This is a genomic window from Bacillus sp. 03113, assembly GCF_006546985.1.
Lineage (GTDB): Bacteria > Bacillota > Bacilli > Bacillales > Cytobacillaceae > VATK01.
In genome coordinates this window covers 99,798-125,330 of the sequence record NZ_VATK01000011.1, presented here as the reverse complement: position 1 = coordinate 125,330, position 25,533 = coordinate 99,798, and the positions used below count along the sequence as shown (strand labels likewise).

General features: G+C 37.5%; 18 protein-coding genes and 1 riboswitch. Of the genes, 2 read left to right on the top strand and 16 right to left on the bottom strand.

The window, feature by feature from the left end:
* Positions 1 to 118: 118 nt before the first annotated feature.
* The 9 genes from FDO66_RS12320 to FDO66_RS12280 form a co-directional block, all read right to left on the bottom strand.
* Positions 119 to 1,561 carry a S41 family peptidase gene (locus FDO66_RS12320; RefSeq protein ID WP_141432950.1) on the bottom strand — a complete coding sequence of 481 codons (1,443 nt, stop codon included), beginning with the start codon at positions 1,559 to 1,561 and terminating at the stop codon, positions 119 to 121.
* A gap of 293 nt (positions 1,562 to 1,854) precedes the next feature.
* The gene (locus tag FDO66_RS12315; protein ID WP_141432949.1) at positions 1,855 to 3,558 is read right to left on the bottom strand and encodes a sigma-54 interaction domain-containing protein; all 1,704 of its coding nucleotides are present in this window, start codon (positions 3,556 to 3,558) and stop codon (positions 1,855 to 1,857) included.
* Positions 3,559 to 3,836: 278 nt separating this feature from the next.
* Entirely contained in the window at positions 3,837 to 5,405 is a 1,569-nt protein-coding gene (gene pruA / locus FDO66_RS12310) for an L-glutamate gamma-semialdehyde dehydrogenase (protein WP_141432948.1), read from the bottom strand.
* A 26-nt stretch (positions 5,406 to 5,431) separates the two neighbouring features.
* Positions 5,432 to 6,346 carry a proline dehydrogenase family protein gene (locus FDO66_RS12305; protein ID WP_141433028.1) on the bottom strand — a complete coding sequence of 305 codons (915 nt, stop codon included), beginning with the start codon at positions 6,344 to 6,346 and terminating at the stop codon, positions 5,432 to 5,434.
* 320 nt (positions 6,347 to 6,666) lie between these two features.
* Positions 6,667 to 8,016 carry a murein hydrolase activator EnvC family protein gene (locus FDO66_RS12300; protein WP_141432947.1) on the bottom strand — a complete coding sequence of 450 codons (1,350 nt, stop codon included), beginning with the start codon at positions 8,014 to 8,016 and terminating at the stop codon, positions 6,667 to 6,669.
* Between the two features lie 148 nt (positions 8,017 to 8,164).
* Complete coding sequence (gene ftsX / locus FDO66_RS12295; protein WP_141432946.1) at positions 8,165 to 9,058, bottom strand: permease-like cell division protein FtsX; 894 nt, start codon at positions 9,056 to 9,058, stop codon at positions 8,165 to 8,167.
* Positions 9,048 to 9,734, bottom strand: a complete 687-nt coding sequence (gene ftsE, locus FDO66_RS12290; protein ID WP_141432945.1) for a cell division ATP-binding protein FtsE — start codon at positions 9,732 to 9,734, stop codon at positions 9,048 to 9,050. Before ftsE ends, ftsX begins: the two co-directional genes overlap by 11 nt.
* A 453-nt stretch (positions 9,735 to 10,187) precedes the next feature.
* Positions 10,188 to 10,499: a cytochrome c551 gene (gene cccB / locus FDO66_RS12285; RefSeq protein WP_220095174.1), complete on the bottom strand. Its 312-nt coding sequence runs from the start codon at positions 10,497 to 10,499 to the stop codon at positions 10,188 to 10,190.
* Between the two features lie 54 nt (positions 10,500 to 10,553).
* Entirely contained in the window at positions 10,554 to 11,387 is an 834-nt protein-coding gene (locus FDO66_RS12280) for a YitT family protein (RefSeq protein WP_258535716.1), read from the bottom strand.
* Positions 11,388 to 11,600: 213 nt separating this feature from the next.
* Here FDO66_RS12280 and FDO66_RS12275 point away from each other — a divergent pair, with 213 nt between their 5' ends.
* Positions 11,601 to 11,906, top strand: coding sequence for a hypothetical protein (locus tag FDO66_RS12275; protein ID WP_141432943.1), 306 nt, complete (start codon positions 11,601 to 11,603; stop codon positions 11,904 to 11,906).
* 213 nt (positions 11,907 to 12,119) lie between these two features.
* Here the strand turns inward: FDO66_RS12275 and prfB are convergent.
* The 4 genes from prfB to FDO66_RS12255 all read right to left on the bottom strand — a co-directional run bounded on the left by prfB (position 12,120) and on the right by FDO66_RS12255 (position 20,534).
* A protein-coding gene (prfB, locus tag FDO66_RS12270) for a peptide chain release factor 2 (protein WP_141432942.1) occupies positions 12,120 to 13,221 on the bottom strand; the annotation gives its coding sequence in 2 pieces (ribosomal slippage) (positions 12,120 to 13,148 and positions 13,150 to 13,221; 1,101 coding nt in all).
* Positions 13,222 to 13,352: 131 nt separating this feature from the next.
* The gene (gene secA, locus FDO66_RS12265) at positions 13,353 to 15,866 is read right to left on the bottom strand and encodes a preprotein translocase subunit SecA (protein ID WP_141432941.1); all 2,514 of its coding nucleotides are present in this window, start codon (positions 15,864 to 15,866) and stop codon (positions 13,353 to 13,355) included.
* Between the two features lie 441 nt (positions 15,867 to 16,307).
* Positions 16,308 to 18,245 carry an SEC-C metal-binding domain-containing protein gene (locus FDO66_RS12260; protein ID WP_141432940.1) on the bottom strand — a complete coding sequence of 646 codons (1,938 nt, stop codon included), beginning with the start codon at positions 18,243 to 18,245 and terminating at the stop codon, positions 16,308 to 16,310.
* Between the two features lie 375 nt (positions 18,246 to 18,620).
* Positions 18,621 to 20,534, bottom strand: a complete 1,914-nt coding sequence (locus tag FDO66_RS12255) for an N-acetylmuramoyl-L-alanine amidase (RefSeq protein ID WP_141433026.1) — start codon at positions 20,532 to 20,534, stop codon at positions 18,621 to 18,623.
* Between the two features lie 322 nt (positions 20,535 to 20,856).
* A riboswitch (cobalamin riboswitch) is annotated at positions 20,857 to 21,051 on the top strand.
* A gap of 152 nt (positions 21,052 to 21,203) precedes the next feature.
* Here FDO66_RS12255 and metE point away from each other — a divergent pair.
* Positions 21,204 to 23,483 carry a 5-methyltetrahydropteroyltriglutamate--homocysteine S-methyltransferase gene (gene metE / locus FDO66_RS12250; RefSeq protein ID WP_141432939.1) on the top strand — a complete coding sequence of 760 codons (2,280 nt, stop codon included), beginning with the start codon at positions 21,204 to 21,206 and terminating at the stop codon, positions 23,481 to 23,483.
* Positions 23,484 to 23,899: 416 nt separating this feature from the next.
* Here metE and hpf read toward each other — a convergent pair whose 3' ends face one another.
* The 3 genes from hpf to fliS all read right to left on the bottom strand — a co-directional run bounded on the left by hpf (position 23,900) and on the right by fliS (position 25,521).
* On the bottom strand, positions 23,900 to 24,454 hold the full coding sequence (gene hpf, locus FDO66_RS12245) for a ribosome hibernation-promoting factor, HPF/YfiA family (protein ID WP_141432938.1): 555 nt from the start codon (positions 24,452 to 24,454) through the stop codon (positions 23,900 to 23,902).
* A 321-nt stretch (positions 24,455 to 24,775) separates the two neighbouring features.
* Positions 24,776 to 25,120: a flagellar protein FliT gene (fliT, locus tag FDO66_RS12240; RefSeq protein WP_141432937.1), complete on the bottom strand. Its 345-nt coding sequence runs from the start codon at positions 25,118 to 25,120 to the stop codon at positions 24,776 to 24,778.
* On the bottom strand, positions 25,120 to 25,521 hold the full coding sequence (gene fliS / locus FDO66_RS12235) for a flagellar export chaperone FliS (RefSeq protein ID WP_141432936.1): 402 nt from the start codon (positions 25,519 to 25,521) through the stop codon (positions 25,120 to 25,122). The genes fliT and fliS overlap by 1 nt, the downstream gene beginning before the upstream one ends.
* Positions 25,522 to 25,533 lie beyond the last annotated feature (12 nt).

Below are 25,533 nucleotides of genomic sequence, written 5' to 3'. Positions count from 1 at the left end.
CTGTGTTTCATGAAAACCATGCTACCTTGAAGCTACGCTTCAAGGCGTGTGAAACAGCGTTTCACACGAATGATTAAAAAATCGGTTTCTTACTATGTTCTTTAACAGGTATTAGAATTTAATCTTCTGTTTTGTTTGCTGTGATGCGAATAGCAATTTGAAGCTGGAGATCGTTTTCTTCCTTTGCTATTTCAGTACGAACTGCTTTTTCAAGAATAGATGCTGTTTCTTTATCGACAAATCCCGTTACCTTCAAATCATGTTGTTGTTGAAAGGCTTTCACAGCAGTTGCTGTTCGTTCACTAAAATACCCATCCTTCCTTCCAGGAGAAAGTCCTAGACTATCCAATATTTGTTGTACGATTTTTATTTGTTCATTATTCATATCCGGTTCAAGTGTTTTTTCAAGCTGAATAGGATGATTGTGAAATAATTCTGGCTGTTTAACCTCTATTGTAGGCTCAATCCCTTTTTTATGAATCCACACTCCATTAGGCGTTAGCCATTTATATAAGGTAAGCTTAATTTGACTTCCATCTTTCATTGGTACAGCCTCCTGGACGGTCCCCTTTCCAAACGTTTTTTCTCCAACAAGCGGATAACCTTCTGCTTCATGTAAGGCACCTGCCAATATTTCAGAAGCAGATGCACTTCCTTGATCAATTAGCACCGAGATTGGGTATGATTTCTTTTTTTCTAATTGTGAGAAATATTCCATCCTATCCCCGTTTCTTTTTTCAATTTGAATATAGGGTTTCTTTTTCGTCACAAACTCTTGCAATATCTCTTGAACACTGGACAAATAGCCCCCTGGATTACCACGGACATCCATGATTAAACCCTGAATGTCATCCTTTTCCATGTTAGTTAGTTCCTTCTTCATTTCTATGGCTGTATTTTCTGAAAAAGAAGTAATCGCAATGTATCCTATTTTTTTGCCACTATATTCTTTTACATCAGCATTTACTGTCAGATGTGGAATTTCATCTCTTTTTACAGAAACAATCATTGGTTTTTTTAACCCTTGTCTTGCTACCTCTAGCTTTACAACCGTTCCTTTTACCCCTCTAATTTTTAAGGTCGTCTCATACAAATCTAACCCTTTTACACTCACTCCATCTACCTTTAATATTTGATCATTTGCTTTTAATCCTGCTTTTTCTGCTGGTGAATTTTTAAAAGGGGCCACAATGATCATTTTGCCATCCTCCATGCTCATTTCAGCACCAATTCCTTCAAAAGAAGATTTTAGCGAACGATTAAATTGCTGTGACACCTCTTGATTCATGTACACAGAGTATGGATCATTCAGGGTTGAAAGCATTCCTTGTATGGCTCCTTCCGCAAGCTTGCTTCTATTTACTTCCTCAACATAATTGTCGTAAATAAGCTCATAAGCTTGGCTGACCTTCGATAAAAATGGATACTCCTTTGCATTCGATTTTGTATTAAAGTAAGCATTTTCTTGTTTTTTTTCAAACCAGCTCATTCCTGCATAAGTTCCACCAGCACCAATCAATAAGGAACATCCAATAAATAATAAAAGCAATTTCCGATTCATCTACATCTCCCTTTCTAGATGGAACGTCCCTTTCAGGTCATTATCTCCTTCACTCACCTAACGTTGTTATTCAATATATGAACAAATGAGACAGGTTATGAGAATTTTCAAGGCCAGAAGCCTCAATGGAGATTCTTATGAAAAATTTATTGGGAGGATGGTTGAGGTGGATAGCCTACTGTTTATACGACACTCTAGAGATAGATGTTTAAAAAAATGAAGAGTATATCAAAATCCTGCCATTAAAAAAATGGCAGGATCATTAAGAAGTTAGGAGGTGTTGGATGACTATACTAACTCAATCCGTATTCCTTTATTTTGTTATAAAGCGTTCCTCTTGATATACCGAGCAAAGTAGCTGCTGCACTTTTATTTCCGTACGTTTTCAGCAATGCTTTTTCAATCATTAACGCTTCATCATTTGATGACAACAATTCCTCCAATTCAGGGTCATTTTCAAATGAATGTTTTTTTCTTTCTAGATCATCACTGTTTGATAAATTCGGAGGAAGATAATCTGCTGTGATCACATTCTTTTCATTTAATAAAATGAATCGTTCTACAACATTGCGAAGCTCGCGAATATTTCCTGGCCACTGATTATTAATGAGAGCTCTCATCACATCAGATCGAATGTCGGGAACAGGCTTTTGATACTTCGAGCAAAATTCCTTCACAAATTGTTGAGTCAACTTCACAATATCTTCTGTACGATGACGTAAAGGAGGAAGATCAATATGAATGACAGATAGATAATAATAAAGTTTTTTATTAAATTTCTCTTTTTTCATCAGCGACTCAAGTGATAATGATGTAGAAGTAATGATTCGTGTCTGAGGAGAAACAATTTCATTCCCACCTGTACGAGAAAAGGAATGATCTGCGAGATAATGAATCAGTTTCTCTTGAATAAATAGCGGCATATGTTCAATCTCTTCGATATATAACGTTCCACCGCTAGCTTGCTCAAGCTTCCCCAGTTGTGCTAATGACTTTTCATTTGTAAAAGATGTCTGCTGGTAACCAAATAATTCAACCTCCATTAAATCTGGAGGAATAATGGAACAATTCATGGAAACAAATGGTCCTCCGCTTTTTGAACCACCATAATGAATGGATTGAGCTAACATCTCTTTCCCCGTTCCTTTTTCACCAGTAATCAATACAGGAATATCAGCATGTGCTACTTTCTGTGCCATACTTATAGCTTGTTTAACTTCGGGATTAACACTGATAATAGCAGAGAATGGATTTTCCTTATAAACAGGCATTGGCAAGGCAGAGGATAATTCTTCATTTAAACGCATGATCCGAGTGATATCATGTTCTGTTGCAACACCCCCAATAATCGTATTATCTTTTTTAATTGGTGATGCATTAATGAGCACATGTGTATCCTCATTCGGACGATGATACGCACCTCTAACAGGCCTTCCTTCCTTTAATATTTCATGTAAAACGATTGAATCGGATCGAAAGTGCTCTCCAATTTTTTTTCCGAGTATCGCTTCTTTTTTTATTTTATATGTTCCTTCCGCTGTCGAATTCCAGCAGATTACCGTACCCTCTTGATCAACGGCTGTCACCGCATCATTTATCGTCTCAGCCAGCGTATAAAAATAAGCACTTAATTGGCTGTTTTCTTTTGTGATATGATGGACTCTTTGAGTTGGGGTAATAATTCCTTCTATTTTATTGACCATTTGATCCTTTACAATAACCGGTCTATTCCAATTAAGATGATCATCTGAAAGCTGATCAATCGTCGATACAGAAGATGGCTTCCAGTTAACAGCTTCCATCCATTGATAAATAGGTAACGATTGATCCTCTGCTCGACAAATGTTGATTTCATCTTGTCCAATGATATAGAAATCCTTTGCTGTAATCACAGCAAAATGAAACAAATCAAGTTTATTTTTTAAATCTGTTAAAGACATATTCCCGTCAACGATTATAAATGATTGATCTAAGTTCGGCTGTACATGATTAAGCATCCTAAATCCCTTTCTTTTATGTTTTATTAAATCTACCATAAGTAGGTGACATGATCTAGTTTATCACTTGATAATATTTGATCATACGTGTGTTAATCACGAGCTAACAATCGAATTTTTCTGTTTTAAGATACAATCGTTTGTCTTTTAAGATTTTACAATAGATAAAAATAATGAAGCTGAAACCCTTAAGTAAAGGTTTACAGCTTCATTAAGCTAAAAATCAAGTATTTTATTATTAAGATTTTTCTCGCCAATCAAACAGCATTTCCATCTTCTTAAAATTTTCTAGATGTAAGCTTGCCTTGCGTAAATAATAATAAATAATCATAGCCGCCTGCCTTAGAGTCAGTTCCAGACATATTAAATCCGCCAAACGGTTGTGCACCAACTAAAGCACCTGTACATTTTTTATTAATGTATAGATTTCCGCAATGCTGTGTTTCTAATGCATATTCAATTCTTGCATCTTCTTGAGAGAAAAATGAGCCTGTCAGACCATATTCTGTGTTATTAAAAATATCGATGGCTTCTTTCCAGTCTGCTGCTTTTGAGATTGCCAAAACTGGACCAAAAATTTCTTCCTTCATAATACGAGCTTCTGGGCTTACACCGACAAAAACCGTTGGTTCAATGTAAAAACCATTTCCATCTGCTTTTGAACCACCCACAACAAGCGTTCCTTCTTCTTTTCCAATTTCGATATATTTCATAATTTTATCTACTGATTTTTGGTCGATGACTGGACCAACTGGAGCATTTTCTTCAGGCAATCCAATGGTTAAGTTTTTCGTTAATTCAATGACTTTCCCTACTACTTCGTCATAAGCAGAATCAACAATAATAGCTCTAGAACCAGCAGAACATTTTTGTCCTTGGAAACCGAATGCTGCTGCTACGATAGCTGTTGCTGCAGCATCTAAATCAGCTGTTTCATCGACAACAATGCCATCTTTCCCACCCATTTCAGCAACCACACGCTTTAACCAGATTTGTCCTTCCTGTACCTTAGAAGCTTTTTCGTAAATACGGCAGCCAACTGCACGTGATCCAGTAAATGAGATAAAGCGTGTTTTCGGATGTTCAACTAAATATTCGCCAACTTCTAAAGCATCCCCAGGAATGTAGCTCAGGACCCCTTTTGGCAATCCTGCTTCTTCCATTAATTCTACAAACTTAGCTGCAATGACTGGTGTATTATCTGCCGGCTTTAAGATGACTGTATTTCCAGTTACAATTCCAGCAACCGCTGTACCTGCCATAATCGCAAGCGGGAAGTTAAATGGTGAAATAACGATGCCAACACCTAGCGGAATATACGTCATTTTATTTTCTTCTCCGGCAATCTGTGTTAAAGGCTGATGAATACTTGTTTCACTTAGACGGATCATTTCGCGGGCATAAAATTCTAAGAAATCAATCGCTTCAGCTGTATCAGCATCTGCTTCCACCCAGTTCTTCCCTGATTCAAGCACAAGTAAAGAAGAAAACTCATGCTTACGCTGACGCATTAAATCAGCTGCTTTAAATAAATATTCTGCACGCTCTGCCGGAGAAACTTTTTTCCACGTTTCAAACGTTTCAACTGCTACTTGCATTGCTTTTTCTGCTAATTCTTGCGTTCCTTTACTTACAGAACCAATAACTTCGTCTAAATTTCCTGGGTTTATCGAAATGATTTTTTCTTCTGTATAGATTTTTTCTTCACCGATATATAAAGGATATTTTTGTCCGAGAGCTGCTTTTGCCTTCACAATCGCCTCTTGTATCGCTTTTTTATTTTCTTCAATCGAAAAATCTGTTAATGCCTCATTTTTATATGGAGCTTTTTGAGTATTTGTTGTCATGATTTTATCCCTCTCCCTATGTAATCTTATTTAAATAAACTTTTTAATACAAACCAAACATTTGCAGGTCTTTCCGCTAAACGACGCATAAAATAACCGAACCAGTCCATGCCATATGGAACATAAATCCGCATTTTATATCCTTCATTTACAAGCTTATTCTGAAGGTCTACACAAATTCCATATAACATTTGAAATTCAAATTGATCCTTTGGAATGTCATGATCTTGAATAATGGATTTTGCGTAATCAATGATTTTTTCATCATGACTCGCAATTGCCGTATAGTTTCCGTTTAATAAATGCTGCTTAATATTCGCTTTATAATTCTCATCGACATCTTTTTTTAGTGGGAAAGCTACCTCAGGTGATTCCTTATAGGCTCCTTTTACTAAGCGAAGATTCGCTTTGTATGCCTTTAATTCATCAATATCCTTTTCTGTTCTATATAAGTAAGCTTGAAGAACAAGACCGACATTCTCATACTCCTCGCGCAATTCTTTATAAATATCTACAGAAACTTGGCAATGTGCATAATCCTCCATATCAATTCGTACAAAATTTTGATGTTTTTTCGCAACATCGAGAATTCTTCTCATATTTGCCATGCAAAGCTCTTTACTAATATCTAGACCTAATGAAGTCATCTTTAGCGAGAGATTGGATTGAACACCTGATTCTGCAATAGCATCAAGCGTTTTAATACACATATCTGCTGACTCATTCGCTTCTGCTTCCGTATAAACAAATTCACCTAAATGATCTAAGGTTACCACCTTGCCGTCTCGATTCAATTCTTTCACTGCTTGAATTGCTGTTTGAATAGAATCACCTGCAACAAACCGACTCGCCCCAAAACGCAAGCCATATTTTTTTGCCAATTTATTAGCTGCGGTATTTTTTCCTAACGATTGAAACATATTTCTCATCAGCAGCTCCAACATAAAAACCTCCAATTCTCTCAGAAATATCTGACTTCATCATTTTGAACAAATGTGTTCAAACGAGGAATATTTTTAAACAAATTTGTTTTATCGATAATTTTGATTATACATATATTTCTGAAATAAACAATAAACATGTTAGAAAGTCCGACATATTTTTTTGAAATTAGTGACTTTTCTCACTTTCTTAAACTATTCTATAAAAAAATGATTCTTCCTTTTCCATAAGACTTCCTTTCTTTTCTAAAAAAAACAGCTTGGGTATGATCCCAAGCTGTTTTATGTATTCTTTTATTATTAAATGTATTGTTAACGATTTACATCGGAACAATGCCTACAGGATTGATTGCATTGGATTTCTCGTAATTCCATGGACCCTTATGCAATTCAAAATGCAGATGCTGTCCAAATGAATGACCTGTATTTCCCATATAACCAAGCTGCTGTCCTTTTGAAACAATTTCTCCATTCCCAATCGTACGGCTGCTCATATGTGCATAAACCGTTGTGTAAATTTGTCCGTTAATCGAATGGGAAATATACACCACGTTTCCATAGCTTGAAGAAAATTCTGAACGAATGACTACGCCATCAGCAGCAGCTACAATAGGAACCGCCCCACCGGCTGCAATATCCACTCCAGCATGAAACTCACCATCACGCTGGCCAAAGCCTGACGAAATATAGCCAGCGGCTGGTTTCGTAAACACACCACCTGATACTGGAGGTGCCGCTGCAACTTTACCAGTATTCGATGATGAGCTGTTTGATTGGCTGCTTGTCGTTTTGTTCTGGCTTTGACTCGCCTTTTGTTTTGCTAGCTCAGCTTGTCTAGCAGCTTCAGCTTGTCTAGCTAATTCAGCCTGTCTTGCAAGCTCTTCCTGACGCTGTTTTTCTAATTGAATCGCTTTTTCCATCGCTACTTTTTGAGAAGCAAGGATGGCTTGTTCCTCTTCAAGAGATATTTTTTCTTCATTCGCATGATTTTCTTGCGTAACAAGACTTGCCATTAGTTGATCCTTTTGCGATTTTTGAACACCTAAGTTTGCTCTTAAACGCTCAAGGTCACTTAACATTTTTTCAAGATTCGCTAAATCTGTTTCTACTTTAGCCTGCTTTTGCTCCAGTAGCTCTTTATCGGCATTATGTTCACGAAGAATCCTTTGGTCCGCTTCCACAATGGTTGCTACTGCGTCTACTCGATCCACAAAGTTACCAAAACTCTGAGCACCCATTAATACATCTATGTAACTGATCACTCCACCCGTTTCTTGATACGAACGAGCTCTTTCTTTAAGCAATTCATTTCGCTTATTAATTCGATCGATTATAACGGCAATCTCACTTTTAAGCTGGTTAATTTCATTTTGTGTTGTTTCAATCTGTTTTGTTCTTTCATCAATTTTGGCTTCAGCATCTCCAATTGATCGATCTAAACGTTCAAGCTCTTGCTTGACTTTGTCTTGTTCGGTTTGCAGGTTGGAAATTTCAGTATCTTTACTATTAATTTGGGAATCAACACTCGATTGCTGGTTTTCAATGTCTGTTTTTTTCTTTGTTAACTCATCTATTTTGGAAGCAGCTGATACAGTGGGAATACTGCTAGTAAAGACACTGCTGATTCCAATGGTTGCAACAACTGATAATGATAGGATTGATTTTTTCAATTCTTCCGCTTTCTCCTTTCCAAAATTCACACACCTTAATTTGAAAATCTATGTATCTCTTATTAAAAATAGGTAAATATCCCTAATTTTCCAAAGAGAAAAATGAAAGTGCCAAATGGAAAATGTCTTTTCCACAGGCACTTGATCATTAAACTTTTAAAAATTTTCTAACGGACATAACACTTCCCCAAACGCCTATGCATGACCCCATTAAGATAAGGAGAGCCGATACTTGATAAACAAATGGGCTATAATGCAGTATTTCAATAAAATTCCCTTCAAGCCTTGGTGCAACATATTCATAAGCATTGTAATAAATCGTCGCAACAACTGTGATTGGAATGAAGGATCCTAATATCCCAAGCCAAAGTCCTTCAAGAAAAAACGGCCAACGAATAAAGGCATTAGTTGCTCCTACTAATTTCATAATCTCTATTTCTTTTCTTCTAGCAACGATTGTAATTTTAATCGTGTTTGAAATTAAAAACATTGCCGTAAACAACAGTCCCACAATAAGGACCATTCCTACATTTCTACTTACTTTAATAAAATTAAATAGTTTTTCTACCTTACCTTGCCCATATCTTACTTTTGAAACATAATCCATGTTTTCTATTTTCTTTGCAGCCTTAATCGTATCTGCTGGGTTTTTTGTCTTAACGATAAAGACATCGTTTAATGGATTATCCTGTTCGAACATCTTAAAGGCTTCCCCTTCATCACCTGTGCTCTTAATAAGATTATCCAATTCTTTTTGTTTCGAAGAAAAACGTACACTTTTTACCTCAGGAAGTTGTTCAATCGCATTCTTCAATGTTTGATGATCCGTGCCATTACTAGCAACGTCAATGTGAACGCGAATTTCAACGTCCTCTTCAATGGTCGAAGCTACCTTATTGAGATTCATCATAATGACGAAAAAGATACCAACTAATATTAGTGTAATCGTCACAGCACTGACAGAAGCGAAGGTCATCCAACCATTTCTGCTTAAGCTTTTTAAGCTTTCTCTTATATGACGGCGAAAGGTTCTAGATTTCATAACCATAATCTCCTCTTTTTTCATCCCGTACTATTTTTCCGCCCTCAATGGCAATAACACGATGCTTGATCGTATTTACAATATCCTTATTATGTGTTGCCATCACGATGGTTGTCCCTCTTGTATTAATTTCTTCAAAAATATTCATAATTTCCCAAGAGGTTTCTGGATCTAAGTTTCCAGTAGGTTCATCCGCAATCACTAGCTTTGGAGAATTGACTATAGAACGAGCAATCGAAATACGTTGTTGTTCTCCGCCTGACAATTCAGTTGGAAGCATTCTTGCTTTATGCTTTAACCCAACGAGATCTAGTGTATCCATCACTTTTTTCTTTATATTCTTAGGCTGCTCTTCAATTACTTCTAAAGCAAAAGCAACATTTTCAAATACCGTTAAGGTTGGAAGAAGTTTGAAATCCTGAAAGACGACCCCCATGCTTCTTCTTAAAAGCGGCACTTTTTTCGATTTAAGCATAGCTAAATTCATGCCATTTATTAAAATATTCCCCTTTGTGGGAGTCTCTTCACGATACATCATTTTAATAAATGTAGACTTCCCAGCACCACTTGGGCCGACTACATAGACAAATTCCCCTTGCTCAATTACTATATCAATCCCATTTGCAGCTGAAACGCCATTTGGGTATTTTTTATGGACATCTTGCATTTCAATCATTTATATCACCTAGTGTTTTAAATTTATATTATGCTCTTATTCTATAAAATTCGACATCTTCCATTTACATATTGACAATCTTCTACAATTTACACGTTTCTTTTCTCATACAAACCATTATATCATCATCATGCGTCAAAAAAACGTATAAAAATATTACATTTTCTTTTCAAATGCATATAAATAGATTGGAATTTTCCGATAATTTAGTAACCGATTGACATCCCTAACTTGCTGAATAACGAACAGCTCCTGAAGAAAAAGAAGGAAAATAAGGAATATAGGATAGACTAACGTCTATAGGAAGGAGTGTTTGGCCACCGCTTACGTTAACAAACCTACGTTATATTCCACAAAAAAAAGAAAGGAGCCATTACGGTCTCCCTTTTCTCAATCGATTTATGTAAGGCACAACATTTATACGCCTTTCCATTTGTTTCACCTAACTGCCGACTATTCATTATTTTTTTCGGATAGCCACTCCGCTACAGCTGAAGCATCTTCGCCTTTTATAATACCACTAGGCATGCTTCCTTTTCCTTCTGCAATAATTTTCTCAATATCTTCTTTTGAAAGCTCTGAGCCAATATTATTTAGGGCTGGACCAATATTTCCTTCCAGATTACCGCCGTGACAGGTTGAACAATTTTGTTTATATAGTTTTTCAGGATCCCCTGCAGAGGCATTATCTGATGATTTCCCCCCACCGCATGCTGCAAGCATAAATGAAGTTCCAATAATTAGTACTACAAGAGTTTTCTTCACATTATTCCCCCAGTCCAAATGAACCTGTTTATTCTTCAATCTATTATACCAATTCTACGCCCCTTTGAAACCCTTACCTAACACCTCAAAAGCATCTGTCACAATAATAAAGGCAGAAGAATCAATAGACTTGACCAATTGTTTTAATTTTGTAAACTCGGTTTGATCTACCACACACATTAAAATAGGACGTTCTTGATCTGTGTAGCCTCCAAAAGCAGGAAGCTTCGTGACACCTCGATCAATCTTTTCCAAAATCGCTTTCCGCACCTCTAATTGTTTTTCTGTAATGATAATGGTCATCTTTGATCGCCCAAGGCCAATCTGGACCAAATCAATAGTCTTACTAGTAACAAAAAGAGCAATAAGTGCGTATAGACCTTGTTCAATATCAAATACAATAGCTGCTGTTAATACGATCATTCCATCAATGATTGCGACACACGTACCTAAGGAGAGTCCAAAATACTTATGAATAATCTGAGCAGCAAGATCAGTCCCTCCTGTTGAAGCCTTTCCTCTAAAAACAATACCAATTCCTATCCCGATCCCAATTCCTCCAAATAAAGCAGCGAGAAGAGGATCATTCGTCCATGGATCCAAATCCTTTGTAGCATAAACCACTAACGGAACAAATATTGTCCCAACAAGTGTTTTTAAACCAAATTGCTTTCCTAAAAAAATAACACCCGCTATAAAAAGTGGAATGTTAAATGCCCACTGCACATACGCTGGCTCCCAGCCTACTAGTGCATGTAAAATCGTACTAATCCCACTTACTCCTCCTGAAGCCACACGATTAGGCAGCAAAAATACATTAAACGTCAACGCTACCACCGCTGCTCCTATTAAAACATAAATAATTTCCAAAACTCTTTCTTTTGACATGCTAACAACGTAACCTCCCGAAATTTTTCTCATATCTTTTCACAATCCCTTATTCGATCATGTTCTCATTAATCCCGTTCGAGAGTATAGCATGTCCAATTTCCCCTGTAAATACCATTCCACTACCGTATTAAAGGGATATCGTATAATAAAGAGATCCTATCGAACTGCTTCATACTCCTATGATATACTCTCTAATAGGAGGTGAACAATATGGACATGCTTCAAGAAATTTTACGACTTTTAACTGAGCAAGGAAAAACACTCCAAAAACATGGAGAGTTACTCACTGAACAAGTACAACATTTAAAATCACACGGAGAACTACTCACTGATCTCCACGAAAAGATGGACAATCATGCATCAGAATTTAGAAGTCATTTTAAGCATATTGAAGATCAGCTTGAACAGCACGAAAATGTCTTTTTAACCATTTCCAACGAGATAACAAGTACCAAAATAAATATAGAGTACTTAAGTGAAAAAACAGGTCTTTGCGAAAAAAAATCAATCAAATGAAGAAAAAAATAAACCTCTAAAACAACCTTTTGTTTAACTACAATTTGCCTCAACCAAAAACCAATTTAACTATTTCCATAAAAAAAAGCCTTTGCCAAAAATTCAGCAAGGGCTTTTCCATATAATATGTTTGTTTATAAGTGATATCGAACAAAAAATGCTCAAAAAACAACTACGCTTTTAAATATAGTCTTGAGAAAAATAGCATATACATTAGCTAAGTTTTGAACGCAAGAAAGCATCGATAAAGCTGTTTAGATCTCCATCCATGACAGCTTGCACATTGCCGACCTCTGTGTTCGTTCGGTGATCCTTCACCATGGAATAAGGGTGGAATACATAGGAACGAATTTGGCTTCCCCAGCCGATATCCTTTTGCTCACCACGAATTTCCGCTAACGCTTTCTCCTGCTCTTCAATTTTCTTTTGATACAGCTTTGCTTTCAACATTTTCATCGCTGTTTCGCGGTTTTTGATTTGAGAGCGCTCTGATTGGCAAGTTACAACTGTTCCAGTCGGTGTATGAGTAATCCTTACAGCCGAATCAGTTGTATTAATATGCTGACCACCAGCTCCACTTGCCCGATATGTGTCAATTTTCAAATCTTCTGTACGAACTTCGATTTCAATATCATCGGACAGCTCTGGCATCACTTCACAGGAGACAAAGGAAGTATGTCTTCTTCCTGAGGAATCAAAAGGAGAAATACGTACAAGACGATGAACCCCTTTTTCTGCTTTTAAATAGCCATAAGCATTATGTCCTTTTATCGCAAGCGTTACACTTTTAATACCTGCTTCATCTCCAGGAAGATAATCTAAAGTTTCAACCTTAAAACCTTTTTTCTCCGCCCAGCGTGTATACATGCGCAAAAGCATGGATCCCCAATCCTGTGATTCAGTTCCGCCAGCACCAGGATGAAGCTCTAAGATCGCATTGTTTTTATCATAAGGCCCGCTTAAAAGAAGCTGCAATTCAAACTGATTGAGACGATTTGTTAACTCATTTAGCTCTTCAACCAATTCACTAAGAAGCTCTTCATCACTTTCCTCTTTCACAAGCTCATAAGTCAGCTCTAAATTTTCATACGTTTCATTTAAATCCGTAAACTCATTTACCTGATCCTTCAATGCATTAGCTTCACCTATCACGCCTTGAGCTCCTTGCTGATCATCCCAAAATCCCGGTTGCAGCATAATATCATCTAGCTCAGCAATTCGTGCTTCCTTGTTATCTAAGTCAAAGAGACCCCCTAAAGTCCGCTAAACGCTTAGTTGTTTTTTCAAGTTCATTACGAATTTCTCCTAATTCCATATCCGTCACCTCTATAATTAATATTCAGGAAAAAAGAGAGCCTCAAGCGTTGTGTACAACGACAATGTGACCCTCTTTCACAAACAACCCATTACATTAAATCGTATATGCTCTTATATGATCGTGCTGTGTTATTTTCCACAGCAGTTTTTATATTTTTTACCACTGCCGCAAACGCATGGAGCATTGCGTCCAACATCAAGCTGTCTTACGACTGGCTGTTTCTTTTTCTTTTCTCCATCTTCCTTCGGGTTGACTGCTTGACCTTTTGCAACCTCTTGGCGTTGAAGATTGTTTTGAATTTCAGCCTTCATGATGTATTTCGCCACATCTTCTTCAATTGAAGCAATCATGGTCTCAAACATTGCATACCCTTCATGCTGATACTCACGAAGAGGATCAATTTGTCCGTAGGCACGTAAATGAATCCCTTGGCGCAGCTGATCCATCGCATCAATATGATCAATCCATTTGGAATCAACAGAGCGTAGGACGATAACTTTTTCAAATTCACGCATTTGCTCAGAGCCCATGTTCTCTTCTTTTTCATCATAGTTCTTTTTAACCTTAGCAAAAATGATGTTAACCATCTCTTCCGCATCTTTGCCACGGATATCATCTAAAACAAGATCGCCTTCATGCAACAGATTTCCTGCGGCAAAATCCAAAATTGCTTGAAGATTTTTTTGCTCAAGATCATCGCTGACACCATCTGCTGTATGAACTAAAGCATTCCGCCTGATAGAGGATTGAATCATATGCTCAACAATTTCACGTAAATTGTCGGATTCTAACACTTCATTTCTTTGTGAATAAATAATTTCACGTTGCTGACGAAGGACATCATCATATTGTAAGAGCTGTTTCCGTGCATCAAAGTTATTGCCTTCTACTCGTTTCTGAGCAGACTCAACAGCACGTGAGACCATTTTACTTTGAATAGGCTGAGTATCATCCATTCCAAGGCGGGTCATCATCGATTTCATATTATCTGATCCAAAACGGCGCATCAGTTCATCTTCCATTGATAAATAGAATTGGGTGATCCCAGGATCTCCTTGACGACCAGATCGACCACGCAGCTGGTTGTCAATCCGACGGCTTTCATGGCGCTCTGTTCCAATAACAGCCAAACCGCCTAGTTCTTTCACGCCTTCAGCTAATTTAATATCAGTACCGCGACCTGCCATATTGGTTGCGATCGTTACAGCTCCTCTTTCACCTGCAAAAGCAATGATTTCTGCTTCACGTTCATGATTTTTGGCGTTCAAAACATTATGACGAATCCCTTTTTTCGATAAATATTTTGAAATAATTTCAGAAGTCTCAATCGCTACCGTACCGACTAACACAGGCTGCCCATTTTGATGGCGCTCAGCAATATCCTCTACGACAGCTCGGAATTTCCCATCCATGGAGGCGTAAATTAAATCAGGACGATCATCGCGCAAAATCGGCAAGTTTGTTGGAATGCTAATAACATTCATATTATAAATATTGCGGAATTCCTCTTCCTCAGTCTTTGCAGTACCTGTCATTCCTGAAAGCTTTTCATACATGCGGAAGTAGTTTTGGAATGTGATCGTTGCAAGAGTCATACTTTCATTTTGGACTTCAAGCCCTTCCTTCGCTTCAATGGCTTGATGAAGTCCATCGCTATAGCGGCGTCCCTTCATTAAACGACCTGTAAATTGGTCTACAATGACAATTTCACCATCTTGAACAACATAATCAACATCAAGGTGCATGCTGACATGTGCTTTAAGCGCTTGACCAATATGATGGTTCAATGCGACATGACGAATGTCAAAAAGATTTTCTATTCCAAAAGAACGCTCAGCTTTTGTGATCCCTAGTTCCGTTAGCTGAACACTTTTTGTTTTTTCATCATACGTATAATCAGTTTCGCCCACTAAGGTACGGACAAAAGCATTCGCTTGAATATAGGCTTTCGTCGATTTTTGTGCATTACCAGAAATAATTAATGGTGTACGAGCTTCATCGATTAAAATGGAGTCAACCTCATCAATAACAGCAAAGTTTAAAGGACGTTGTACCTTCTGCTCATTATAAAGAACCATATTATCTCGAAGATAATCAAATCCGAACTCATTATTTGTTCCATAGGTGATATCTGCTGCATAAGCGGCCTGCTTATCTTCTTTAGATAAGCCGTTTAAGTTTAAGCCTACAGATAAGCCAAGGTATTGATAAAGCTGCCCCATTTCAGAAGCATCACGAGAAGCTAAGTATTCATTCACCGTAATTACATGAACACCTTTTCCAGATAAAGCATTCAAATAAACAGGCATCGTAGCTGTTAACGTTTTACCTTCCCCTGTCTTCATCTCTGATATATTTCCTTCATGAAGGGAAACACCCCCCATAAGCTGCACAGGATATGGATATAATCCTAGAACACGCTTTGCTCCTTCTCGCACAACGGCAAAAGCCTCAACGAGCAAATCATCCAAAGTTTCTCCATTTTGATAACGAGCTTGAAATTGCTTTGTTTTTGCACGCAATTCAAATTCAGATAATTTCTCCATTTCTGCTGCAAGCGAATCGACTTGTTCTGCTAATTTCGTTAATCGTTTTAATTCCTTTTTATTAAAATCAAACACCTTGTTTAAAATACCAAGCATTTATTAACGCTCCTTTATGTTAGAAAGTTAGCGGAAAGAACTACCCTTTACCTGCAAACTCTTTTATTTAAATAAAGCTTAATTAATAATTGTTCAACTACGTTATTTTGAAAAAACAAATCCGTAGAAAAATATAAAATACCCTTTTAATATTACCACTTCATCTATATAGTGACAACCATTGGAACAAAAGTGCAAGCGCCTTGATCATCGACGTACAAACTGGAGGGACTTCGACTGAGATAAAGGATACACGATGAGCGATAGCGAATCGATGTTGACTTATCGTAGGGAGAAGGCCTGAAGTTTGATAGTCGATAGGCGCTGGAACTGGACGTCGATACAAAACCTTCAAAATTACCCACAGCAAACTAAATTATAATTTCATAACCGACGAAAAAGGCGCCTTGTATTAGAACAAAGCGCCTGCATAAAGACCGATCACCATTTTAATAGCCCTTCTTTTAATCCATGGATGTTTTTCCATAGATGAATATAGTTAAAGGCATATGTGCGAGCTTCATTTTCATCTCCAAAGCCAAAGTAATCAGGGATTTGGGCAGGCTTTCTTTTCTTTCCATTCAAATAAGGAACGATATATGGATTCTGCTCTCGTCCTTTCAGAAAATACTTTTTCGCTTTTTCCGTAAAGCCATTTAATAATAATTCAACTAAAACTCTGTTGAAATACCCTGCTGCTGTGCCATCATCGTAATCCTCCAATAGCTCTTCTGCTTTTCCAAGCAGTTTAATCTCACAATAAGCGCTAAACAAGGAATCTCTTACTCCTTGGTTATCATGAGGATTTAATGTCAATAGCTCTTCATAATGAACGATGGCCTCTTTTATTTCACCTTGCTCATGCTTCGTTTGCGCATAATGAAATTTTGCACGCATAAATGGTCTTGTTTCGATCAATCCCCAGAAATGGCCAACATTCTCTTTAAAGAATTCTTCCCCAAGCTCTTGTTTTCCAAGGACCATCCCTTTATGATAAAGAATTTCTGCTTCCACGATAGAATCAGTTTCTTCTGCCAATAAATTATAGCCATCAGGATGAAATTGATTCAGCATTAATGCCTGACGAGCAAGCTGGTATCTTTTTTCTCCCGTTTCTTCATAAGCATCATAGATAAGCTGTTGGGCCTTTTCCTTATTTGAGAGCTTTTTCGCGCTTTTTTTTACAATAGGTTCTTCCATTTTCGTCTTTAAAAAAGAATTTACGTCCTCTATTTTGTCAAATTGCTTATCATTTATTTCACCAAAAAGATCGTGAAGAGCACGCTCTCCAAGTATAGGAGAAGGTCCAATCGTTGGCTCCTTATCTACATCGTTTCGTTCCAAAGCACTATTCATATCCTCTTCTAAAGCATAGAGTATTTCATTGTATTTACTAGATATACTGCTTACAGATACTCCATACACCTCTGCTAGCTCCTTTTGAGACAATGATTGCTGTAAAGGTACCATCATCGATAATAAGTAGCGAAGTGAGGCAACGTAAATTAGGGCATTTTGAATTCGTTTATTTCTTGCTAGAATAAACTTATTCCATATGATTACGCCATAATTAATATGGACGGTAGATTCCCCTATTTTCTCTAACTCTTCTCTAAAAAGATCAGCAACTTTTTTTGAGATTGGTGATGGCCATGATAACTCTTCTGTACGAAGTCTTTCACTAGCACCTGGAACCTCGTACATTAGCTCTATAAAAGATTCAATTAAAAATTCCTCAGGATCGTTCTCATATGAAAATTCAAAATCTCTTTGAATATAATCCTCATATGTTGATGTATGCTCAACCGGCAGATCAAAAAAAGCTGGAAACAAGATATACTCTTGATCAAACGGAAGCAAAATCGCGAATCCAAATGAGCCAACCTTATATTCAAAACTATCATCCAAAATACGTGTTCGATAGCTCTCCTGTCGCAAGGTATCTCGAATAACGATCACTTTTTGATCCAATTCGATGATCGTTCCTGCTACTGCTGTCGCATCTGTCCAAGTTGAAATAATTTCTTTCAGACGTGGTCGATGCAGTCGATCTAATTTTTCAGAGAGGAAGCATTCCATAATCGTATGATCATTTTCAGTTAGCTCAAAAACCGAAAACCAAAAATTGTGAACAAACTCGTAAAACTCTTTCTCCTCTTCATCTTCTACATTCAACATTTCCATTATATCGTTAAAAGTATCTGAGATTTCTTCATAAAAATGATTTTGCCCATATTCGATGATTTCTCTTTGCAGAGCAATGATATCCTTTTCAAGCAAGTCTGTAATAGAGACCGCATCACTTTTCCCACAGCATTTTTTATATTTTTTCCCACTCCCGCATGGGCATGGATCATTTCTGCTAATCTTCTTATTCATTGTTTATCACTCCTTTGATTCTTCAATCCAAATCAAATTTCTTTCATCATGACTAGTATTATATCTATATTTAATAATCTCTTCTATCCTATCATTTACTATTAGTTTTAACACTTTGGTAAAAATTAAAACCTTTTAGCTTCTCTATACACCTGTTTTTCAACTGAGTAGGAGGGAGTGTCTAATTCCCTTCACAATTCTGAATTCTAACTTTTAGTTGTTCCAGATGTGAAGTGAATGTATTACTAGAAGTTTTCGTTGACATGGTCGGTCTACTGCAATTTTCTCATAATTTTCACCTTGTAGACTGTATCCATGCTGAGCGCACGATAAAAGGTACCCTATCCAAAAGGGTACCTCCGTTTAAAAGATTATTTATTTTGAAACAACATCCACTTCAGATGCTTTGACAAAGCCATGACGATGATTAAAATAAATGTAATAATATTCATCATTTCCGATGACCATTTTATGATTTTCATCATATGGATCATGAGAATAAGTAGTTGCATTGTAATAGTTGCTTCTCACCTTATCAATAGCTACATACACTTGTCCTTTCGGAATTTTATACAGCTCAGTAACAAGCCTTGGCTGTATCCCAATTGGATAAGCACTTTCTTCTGGATATGCGGAACCGTAAACCGAGATATATTCTTTTTCTTTCTTCGGAGTAATTAATGTGCCTTTGCCACGAACGGTATTTTTCCCATTTGGATTATAGAACCAAGCCTTTTCTCCACCAAACCAAATAGCATCCCAGTCACCTTGATGTTCAGCAAGTACGTAGCTTTGTCCTGTAGGAACCTTGCTTCCTTCTTCATAGATGCTTTTTGAACCCGGACCAGAATAAAGCGGATCATCGAACAATGGAGCATCGAAGCTTGGCTGTTGATACAAGTAGACAAAATTCGCTGATTGCGGTTCAAAACCATCCAGCTCTGGTTTATTCGTTTCAAAACGAGGATTAAATGTGACAATATCCTTCAACCCATTTCCAGAATGAATAGGATTTCCAACGAGTTCCATATAATGCTGCCAATCCCAGAATACCCCTGGATCTTCATGCATTGATTTTTGCCGTGCTGGAGTTAAACCTGGAATCTCTTCATGTCCAATAATATGAGCACGATCAAGTGGGATATTATATTTTTCCGCTAAGAATTTTACAAGTTTAGCAGATGACCGGTACATCTCTTCACTATACCAACTTGCTCCGTCCACCATGTATCCCTCATGTTCCAATCCGATAGAGTGCATATTAAAATACCAGTTTCCAGCGTGCCAGCCCACATCTTTATTATGAACCATTTGAGTGATTTGCCCATCCGAAGAACGAATCACATAGTGTGCTGCAACGTAAGAATTCGGATTTTGAAACCAGTCGATTGCACCTTGATAACTTGTCTCTGTATCATGAATCACAATATAACGGATATCCGGCCCTGCATTTGGTCGATCTGCAATATCATAGTTTCCATAATCGGTAGGATCATCACTTCTTTGTTCATAATTTGCGGGAACAAATTTACAATCTAAGCTCATTGGACATTCTGCTTCGCTTTTTTCCTTTTTCTTTAAATGAAGTGGCTTAACCGTTTCAATGTTGGCAACTACTCCTTTTGCGTTCAAGCTTATTTGCTGCCCATCCGTTGTTTCCCTCTGAACTCCTTCATTGATAGTCTTGTAAACCTGATCGGCAAAATCAGTAGCTGTAGAAAATTCATCAGAACCGCTGAATTTAGCTACAGCTCCATACCAATCTTTTTCCGTTGAAGGAATCTTTCCAACTGTTTCACTTGCATATTGGGCAATTAGCGCAGCACCTCCACGAATGTTTTGTACGGGATCCTCTTTTAATTGATCTGGATCTTCATTAAGGAGCTTTGCCGCTTCCTTAAGTGTATGTAAATGGGGATCATTGACCTGTTCATCACTTAGCTTTTGACCTATTCCTTTTCCAATATCTTTACTACTTGTCTCTAAATCTGTTAAATGCATCACACCATAGCCAGCAGAAAAACTTGGTTCACCGTTATGATGCTCCCAGCGAGTTAAGTTGTAAGAAACAGCTAACAAAATATTTTCTGGCACCCCGAACTCCTTTGCAGCAGCAGTAAATGCTTCTTGAAGAGAAATATCATGTTTTGTTTCCAAGTGGAAATCCTGTTTAGCATATGCAATCTTCTCGGTAATGCCAGATGTTAAAATGGGGGATGAATAAGTAAATAAAGCGATGCTTGCTGCTGTGATCGGAATCATCATTCGATTCCATTTGATTTTGGACATTTTCTTCAATTTGAAGCCTCCATGCAATTTTATTTTAAAAATATTTTTCAATAATTAAAATATTCTTTCGTTTAATCGAAAATCCTTCTATTTTTTGGTAGTAAAATGGACTATTTTTCCATTTTTATTATTAGGTCTTTTATCCTAGATAATAGTCTATCTTTAAAAACTTTTTCAAAAAAAGTAGAATCCCATCAAAAAAGATAGGAATACTTAATTATTTATTAAAATACTAGACTACTTACCTATTTTTCAGACTTGATTTAATTTTATAAATAGGCTATTCTTAATCTCAATTCCTTTTCAAGAGGAACAAAAAGTAAATATAGTTCATGCAGAAGGTGTTAAAAGAATGCATTATGCACTTTTAGCTTAAAAGGGAAGTTCGGTTAAAGTCCGACACGGTCGCGCCACTGTGATGGGGAGTTCTTTACTATAACCCACTGTTTTTTAAACGGGAAGGGGGTAAAAAACGAGGATCCTAAGTCAGGAGACCTGCCTTTTGTTTGCACTTGCAACCTACGCGTCATAGGGAGAGGTGATTAGTTTGGTATTGAGAAACCCGTAGTCTGTCTCAATGTGTTTAAGCATGCCGTCTAACTCTACTCTCTATTAAAAAATAGAGGGTTTTTTTATTGTAAGGTGAAAAAAAGACGAAATGAGGAGATCATGATGACAGTAAAAATTTCAAATATTGGGTACCCGCGAATTGGCAGAAACAGAGAATGGAAGAAAACGATTGAAGCCTTTTGGAAAAACGCCAAAACAGAGCAAGAGCTTCACCAAGAGCTTGAACAGCTATTCTTCCAACAAATCAGTATACAAAAGGAGAAAGGCATCGACTTAATTCCAGTTGGTGACTTCACTTTTTACGACCATATCCTTGATACATCGTTTATGTTTGGTATTGTACCTGAGCGCTTCCAAAAGCAAAACTTAGCTCCACTTGATTTATATTTTGCAATGGCACGTGGAAATGAACAAGCAGAAGCATGCGAAATGACAAAATGGTTTAACACAAACTATCACTATATTGTGCCTGAATTTAACAGCGCCCAACCAAAGCTTGTTGAAAACCGTCCACTTGCTTATTGGAAAAAAGCAAAAGAAGCTTTAGGAGTAAACGGAAAAGCTGTTCTTGTTGGACCAGCGACATTTGTTTTATTAGGAAAAGGATATGAAGCAGAGGAGGCTCCAGCCCTCATTCAAAAACTAACTCCTTTATATATTCAAGTTTTACAAGAGCTCCAAGCTGCCGGCGTGGAATGGGTGCAAATCGATGAACCAATTTTTGTTACAATGAAAGAAAACGCTTATTGGGCAGAAATCGAAGCAGCATACAAACAAATCGCTGATGCTGTTTCTTGCTTGAACATCATTGTTCAAACATATTTTGAAACCGTAGAAGATTATCAAAAAGTCACGTCTCTTCCAGTTGATGGATTTGGTCTTGATTTTGTCCATGACGAAGGTCAATCAAAAGCAGCTATTCAAAAGCATGGCTTCCCAGCAGACAAGTATTTATTTGCAGGAATCATCGACGGCCGAAACGTTTGGAAAAGCATACTCAGCGAAAAACAAGCGCTCGTTCAAGAGTTATTGGAAACTGTTTCAGCTGATCGCTTATACATTCAACCATCCAGCTCGCTGCTACACGTACCAGTAACTGTTGCCAGCGAAACTGAATTAGCTGAAGACATTAAGCAAGGACTTAGCTTTGCAGAAGAAAAACTAGAAGAGCTGCTCCTATTAAAACAAGCTCTTAACGGAGAACCAGTTGGCCTTAAGGAATATGAAGCAAAATTACAAGTCTTTTTACAGTCTCCAGCTCGTCATAACGAAACTGTTCGTAAAGAGCTAGTCAGCTTAACAGAAAAAGACGTTACTCGTGCACCGATTGCAGAGCGCCAAGCATTGCAGCAAGCAAAATTTCAGCTGCCGCTTCTGCCAACCACAACAATCGGAAGCTTCCCGCAAACGAAGGAAGTACGCGTCAATCGTTTAAAATGGAAGAAAAAAGAACTTTCCGATGCACAATATGAGCAATACATCCAATCTGAAATCAAACGCTGGATCGATATTCAAGAAGAAATCGGCTTAGACGTTCTTGTTCATGGTGAATTCGAGCGTACAGACATGGTTGAGTTTTTTGGAGATAAACTAGACGGATTCGCTGTTACAAAAAATGGATGGGTTCAATCATACGGGTCCCGTTGTGTACGTCCACCAGTTATTTACGGAGATGTTGCACTTAGTGAACCTATGACCGTAAAGGAAAGCGTTTATGCACAAAGCTTAACGGAGAAGCAGGTTAAAGGAATGCTAACAGGTCCTGTTACCATCTTAAACTGGTCATTCCCACGTGTAGATATTCCGCGTTATGACATTATGAATCAAATAGGACTAGCGATTCGTAAGGAAGTAAAAGCACTTGAGGATCAGAATATTGAAATGATTCAAGTGGACGAGCCAGCATTGCGTGAAGGATTACCAATTAAAGAGGAAAAACAAGTGGCTTATTTAAAAGCAACTGTTGATGCTTTCAAGCTGTCGACAACCGGTGTGAAGGACGAGACGCAAATCCATACACATATGTGTTACTCTAAATTCAAAGACATGATCAACACGATCGATGCACTCGATGCAGATGTGATTTCCATTGAAGCTTCTCGCAGCCATGGTAACATAATCGAAGCATTCGAAAAATTCTTCTATAACAAAGGAATTGGCTTAGGTGTTTACGATATTCATAGCCCACGCATTCCTTCTGTTGATGCAATGACTGAAAATATTGAACGTGCATTAATAGCTTTAGACGACAATCTATTCTGGGTAAATCCAGATTGCGGACTAAAAACACGTAACGAACAAGAAACCATAGCTGCCTTAACGAAAATGGTCGAAGCAGCTAAGGAATATCGTGAAAAACTGGCTTTTGTAAAAGCTTAAAGAAGAAAAGCGTAAGCGCCTTGATCAGCCGCGACAGACATAAATCGCAATCCGTTGGAAATCCTGATTTCAGGAGGATTGTGGCTTATGATCCGAGGGGCTAGGCGCGGCCGATTTAAAAGCGCCACGTCCTGTGGCAACATCGGCACTCGTACATCCTGTAGATCGCTGGACTTCGATACATTACCTTTGAAGTTATCAACAACACACTTATTAAGTAAACAGAGGATGACTCAAAATGAAAGCTGAGTCATCCTCTTTATCCCGCATTAACGGGCAGTAAAACCTCCACCTCAAGGTCATTAGTGTAAATGAGAAATCCTAGGTGGAGGATAACTCCCCGTAAAAGCCCGATTGGTTCAACTAACCATCAACTTAAACCCCCATTGATGGAAGTTTCACCTTATCTATGATCCTTAATTATAGGTTTCAATTAAGCCATATCGGCCGTCTTTTCGTTTATAGACTACATTTGTCCGATTAGTTTCAGCATCTGTAAATACATAGAAGCTGTGTCCCAGCATATTCATTTGCAGTATTGCTTCTTCACTGTCCATCGGCTTTAAGTTAAAGCTTTTCTGGCGTACCACTTCAAGATCACTCTCTTCTTCTATCACTGTAGAAGCCACTTCATCAGTAGTCGTAAACAACGTATTCAAGCTTCCTTTTTCACGAAATTTACGGTTAACTTTTGTTTTATGCTTACGAATTTGACGTTCTAATTTATCAGTTATCAAGTCAATCGCTGCATACATATCCTCATGATCCACTTCAGCACGTAATACCAGCTGCGGCAACGGAATTGTCACTTCCACCTTCGCTGTTTTATCGCTATATGTTTTTAAATTAACATTTACATTAGCATCTGGTGTTTCGGAAAAGTATCGGTGCAACTTTGAAATTTTCTTCTCAACATAATCTCTGATTGCTGAAGTAACCTCAATGTTTTCACCACGAATGTTGTAATTCATATAAGTAGTCCTCCCTTTTTAAATCCAGTTGCTTTTTCTTACATGATAGCCTACTCAATTCAAGTAGGTTATACAATTATATTTCTATTTTCCCCGACAAAATTCCTGCTCAAAATTAGAGTTTTTTTAATATTTTGTCTAATTTGTGACAGCGCTTTCTTTTTTGATTAGTTGGGCATTTAGTTTCTGAGTTTATAGTGTGCTTCAAACAACCTTACCTCACACACACTATCTTAATAGATAAATATGTATGTAACCGTCTCCTAAATTATGTTATAAAAAAGAATGCCTTTTATTTAGCGTGGCATCCTTTCTAAATATCTAATTCCTCTTATCATAAAAAACCCCGTCTGAAGACAGCGATTGATACGGGTTTATATATTTGTTCGTAGAATTCTTTTTGACGTTTAACTCATTTAAGTCTTTTTGTATGTGGAGCTTTTCTTTTTGTAAAAAAGAAGCGACTGATCGCTCCAATTCTATTAAGGTTGAACCCAGCTTTCGATCTTCCTCTGAATAAGGCGGTTTGATTTGCTGCATCCATGTCTCTCTTTTTTCTAAAAGCTGTTCAATCGCTAAGATTTTTTCATCCCGCTCCATCGTAGAGTTTTTAAACAAATCGAGCAGCTCAACCGTTACTGCATAGTATTGACGCAAGGCATTCACTAGGCTTGACCACCTTGGGAGAACTGCTTCTGACGATTAATTTGAATGACTTCCTTCCATGTATCGCGAAATTCAGTTACAAGACCCTCGACCTCATCTAAGATAGAGGTGTCATTTTGAATGTTCGCCTCCATGAGACGTCTGTTCATATAATCATATAAGGACATCATATTTTTTGAGATTTCCAAATCCATATTTAACGTCACCATCAACTCTTGGATAATCTTTTGCGCTTTTTGAATATTAGTATTTTTCTCTTCGATGTTTTTATTGATAATGGCCTTTTTTGCAAGGTGAATAAATTTTAAACACCCATTATATAGCATCAATGTTAATTCGCCTGGCGAAGCGGTATTAACAGAATTTTGCTGGTACGATTGATAAGGATTGCTAATTGCCACTTTTTTCACTCC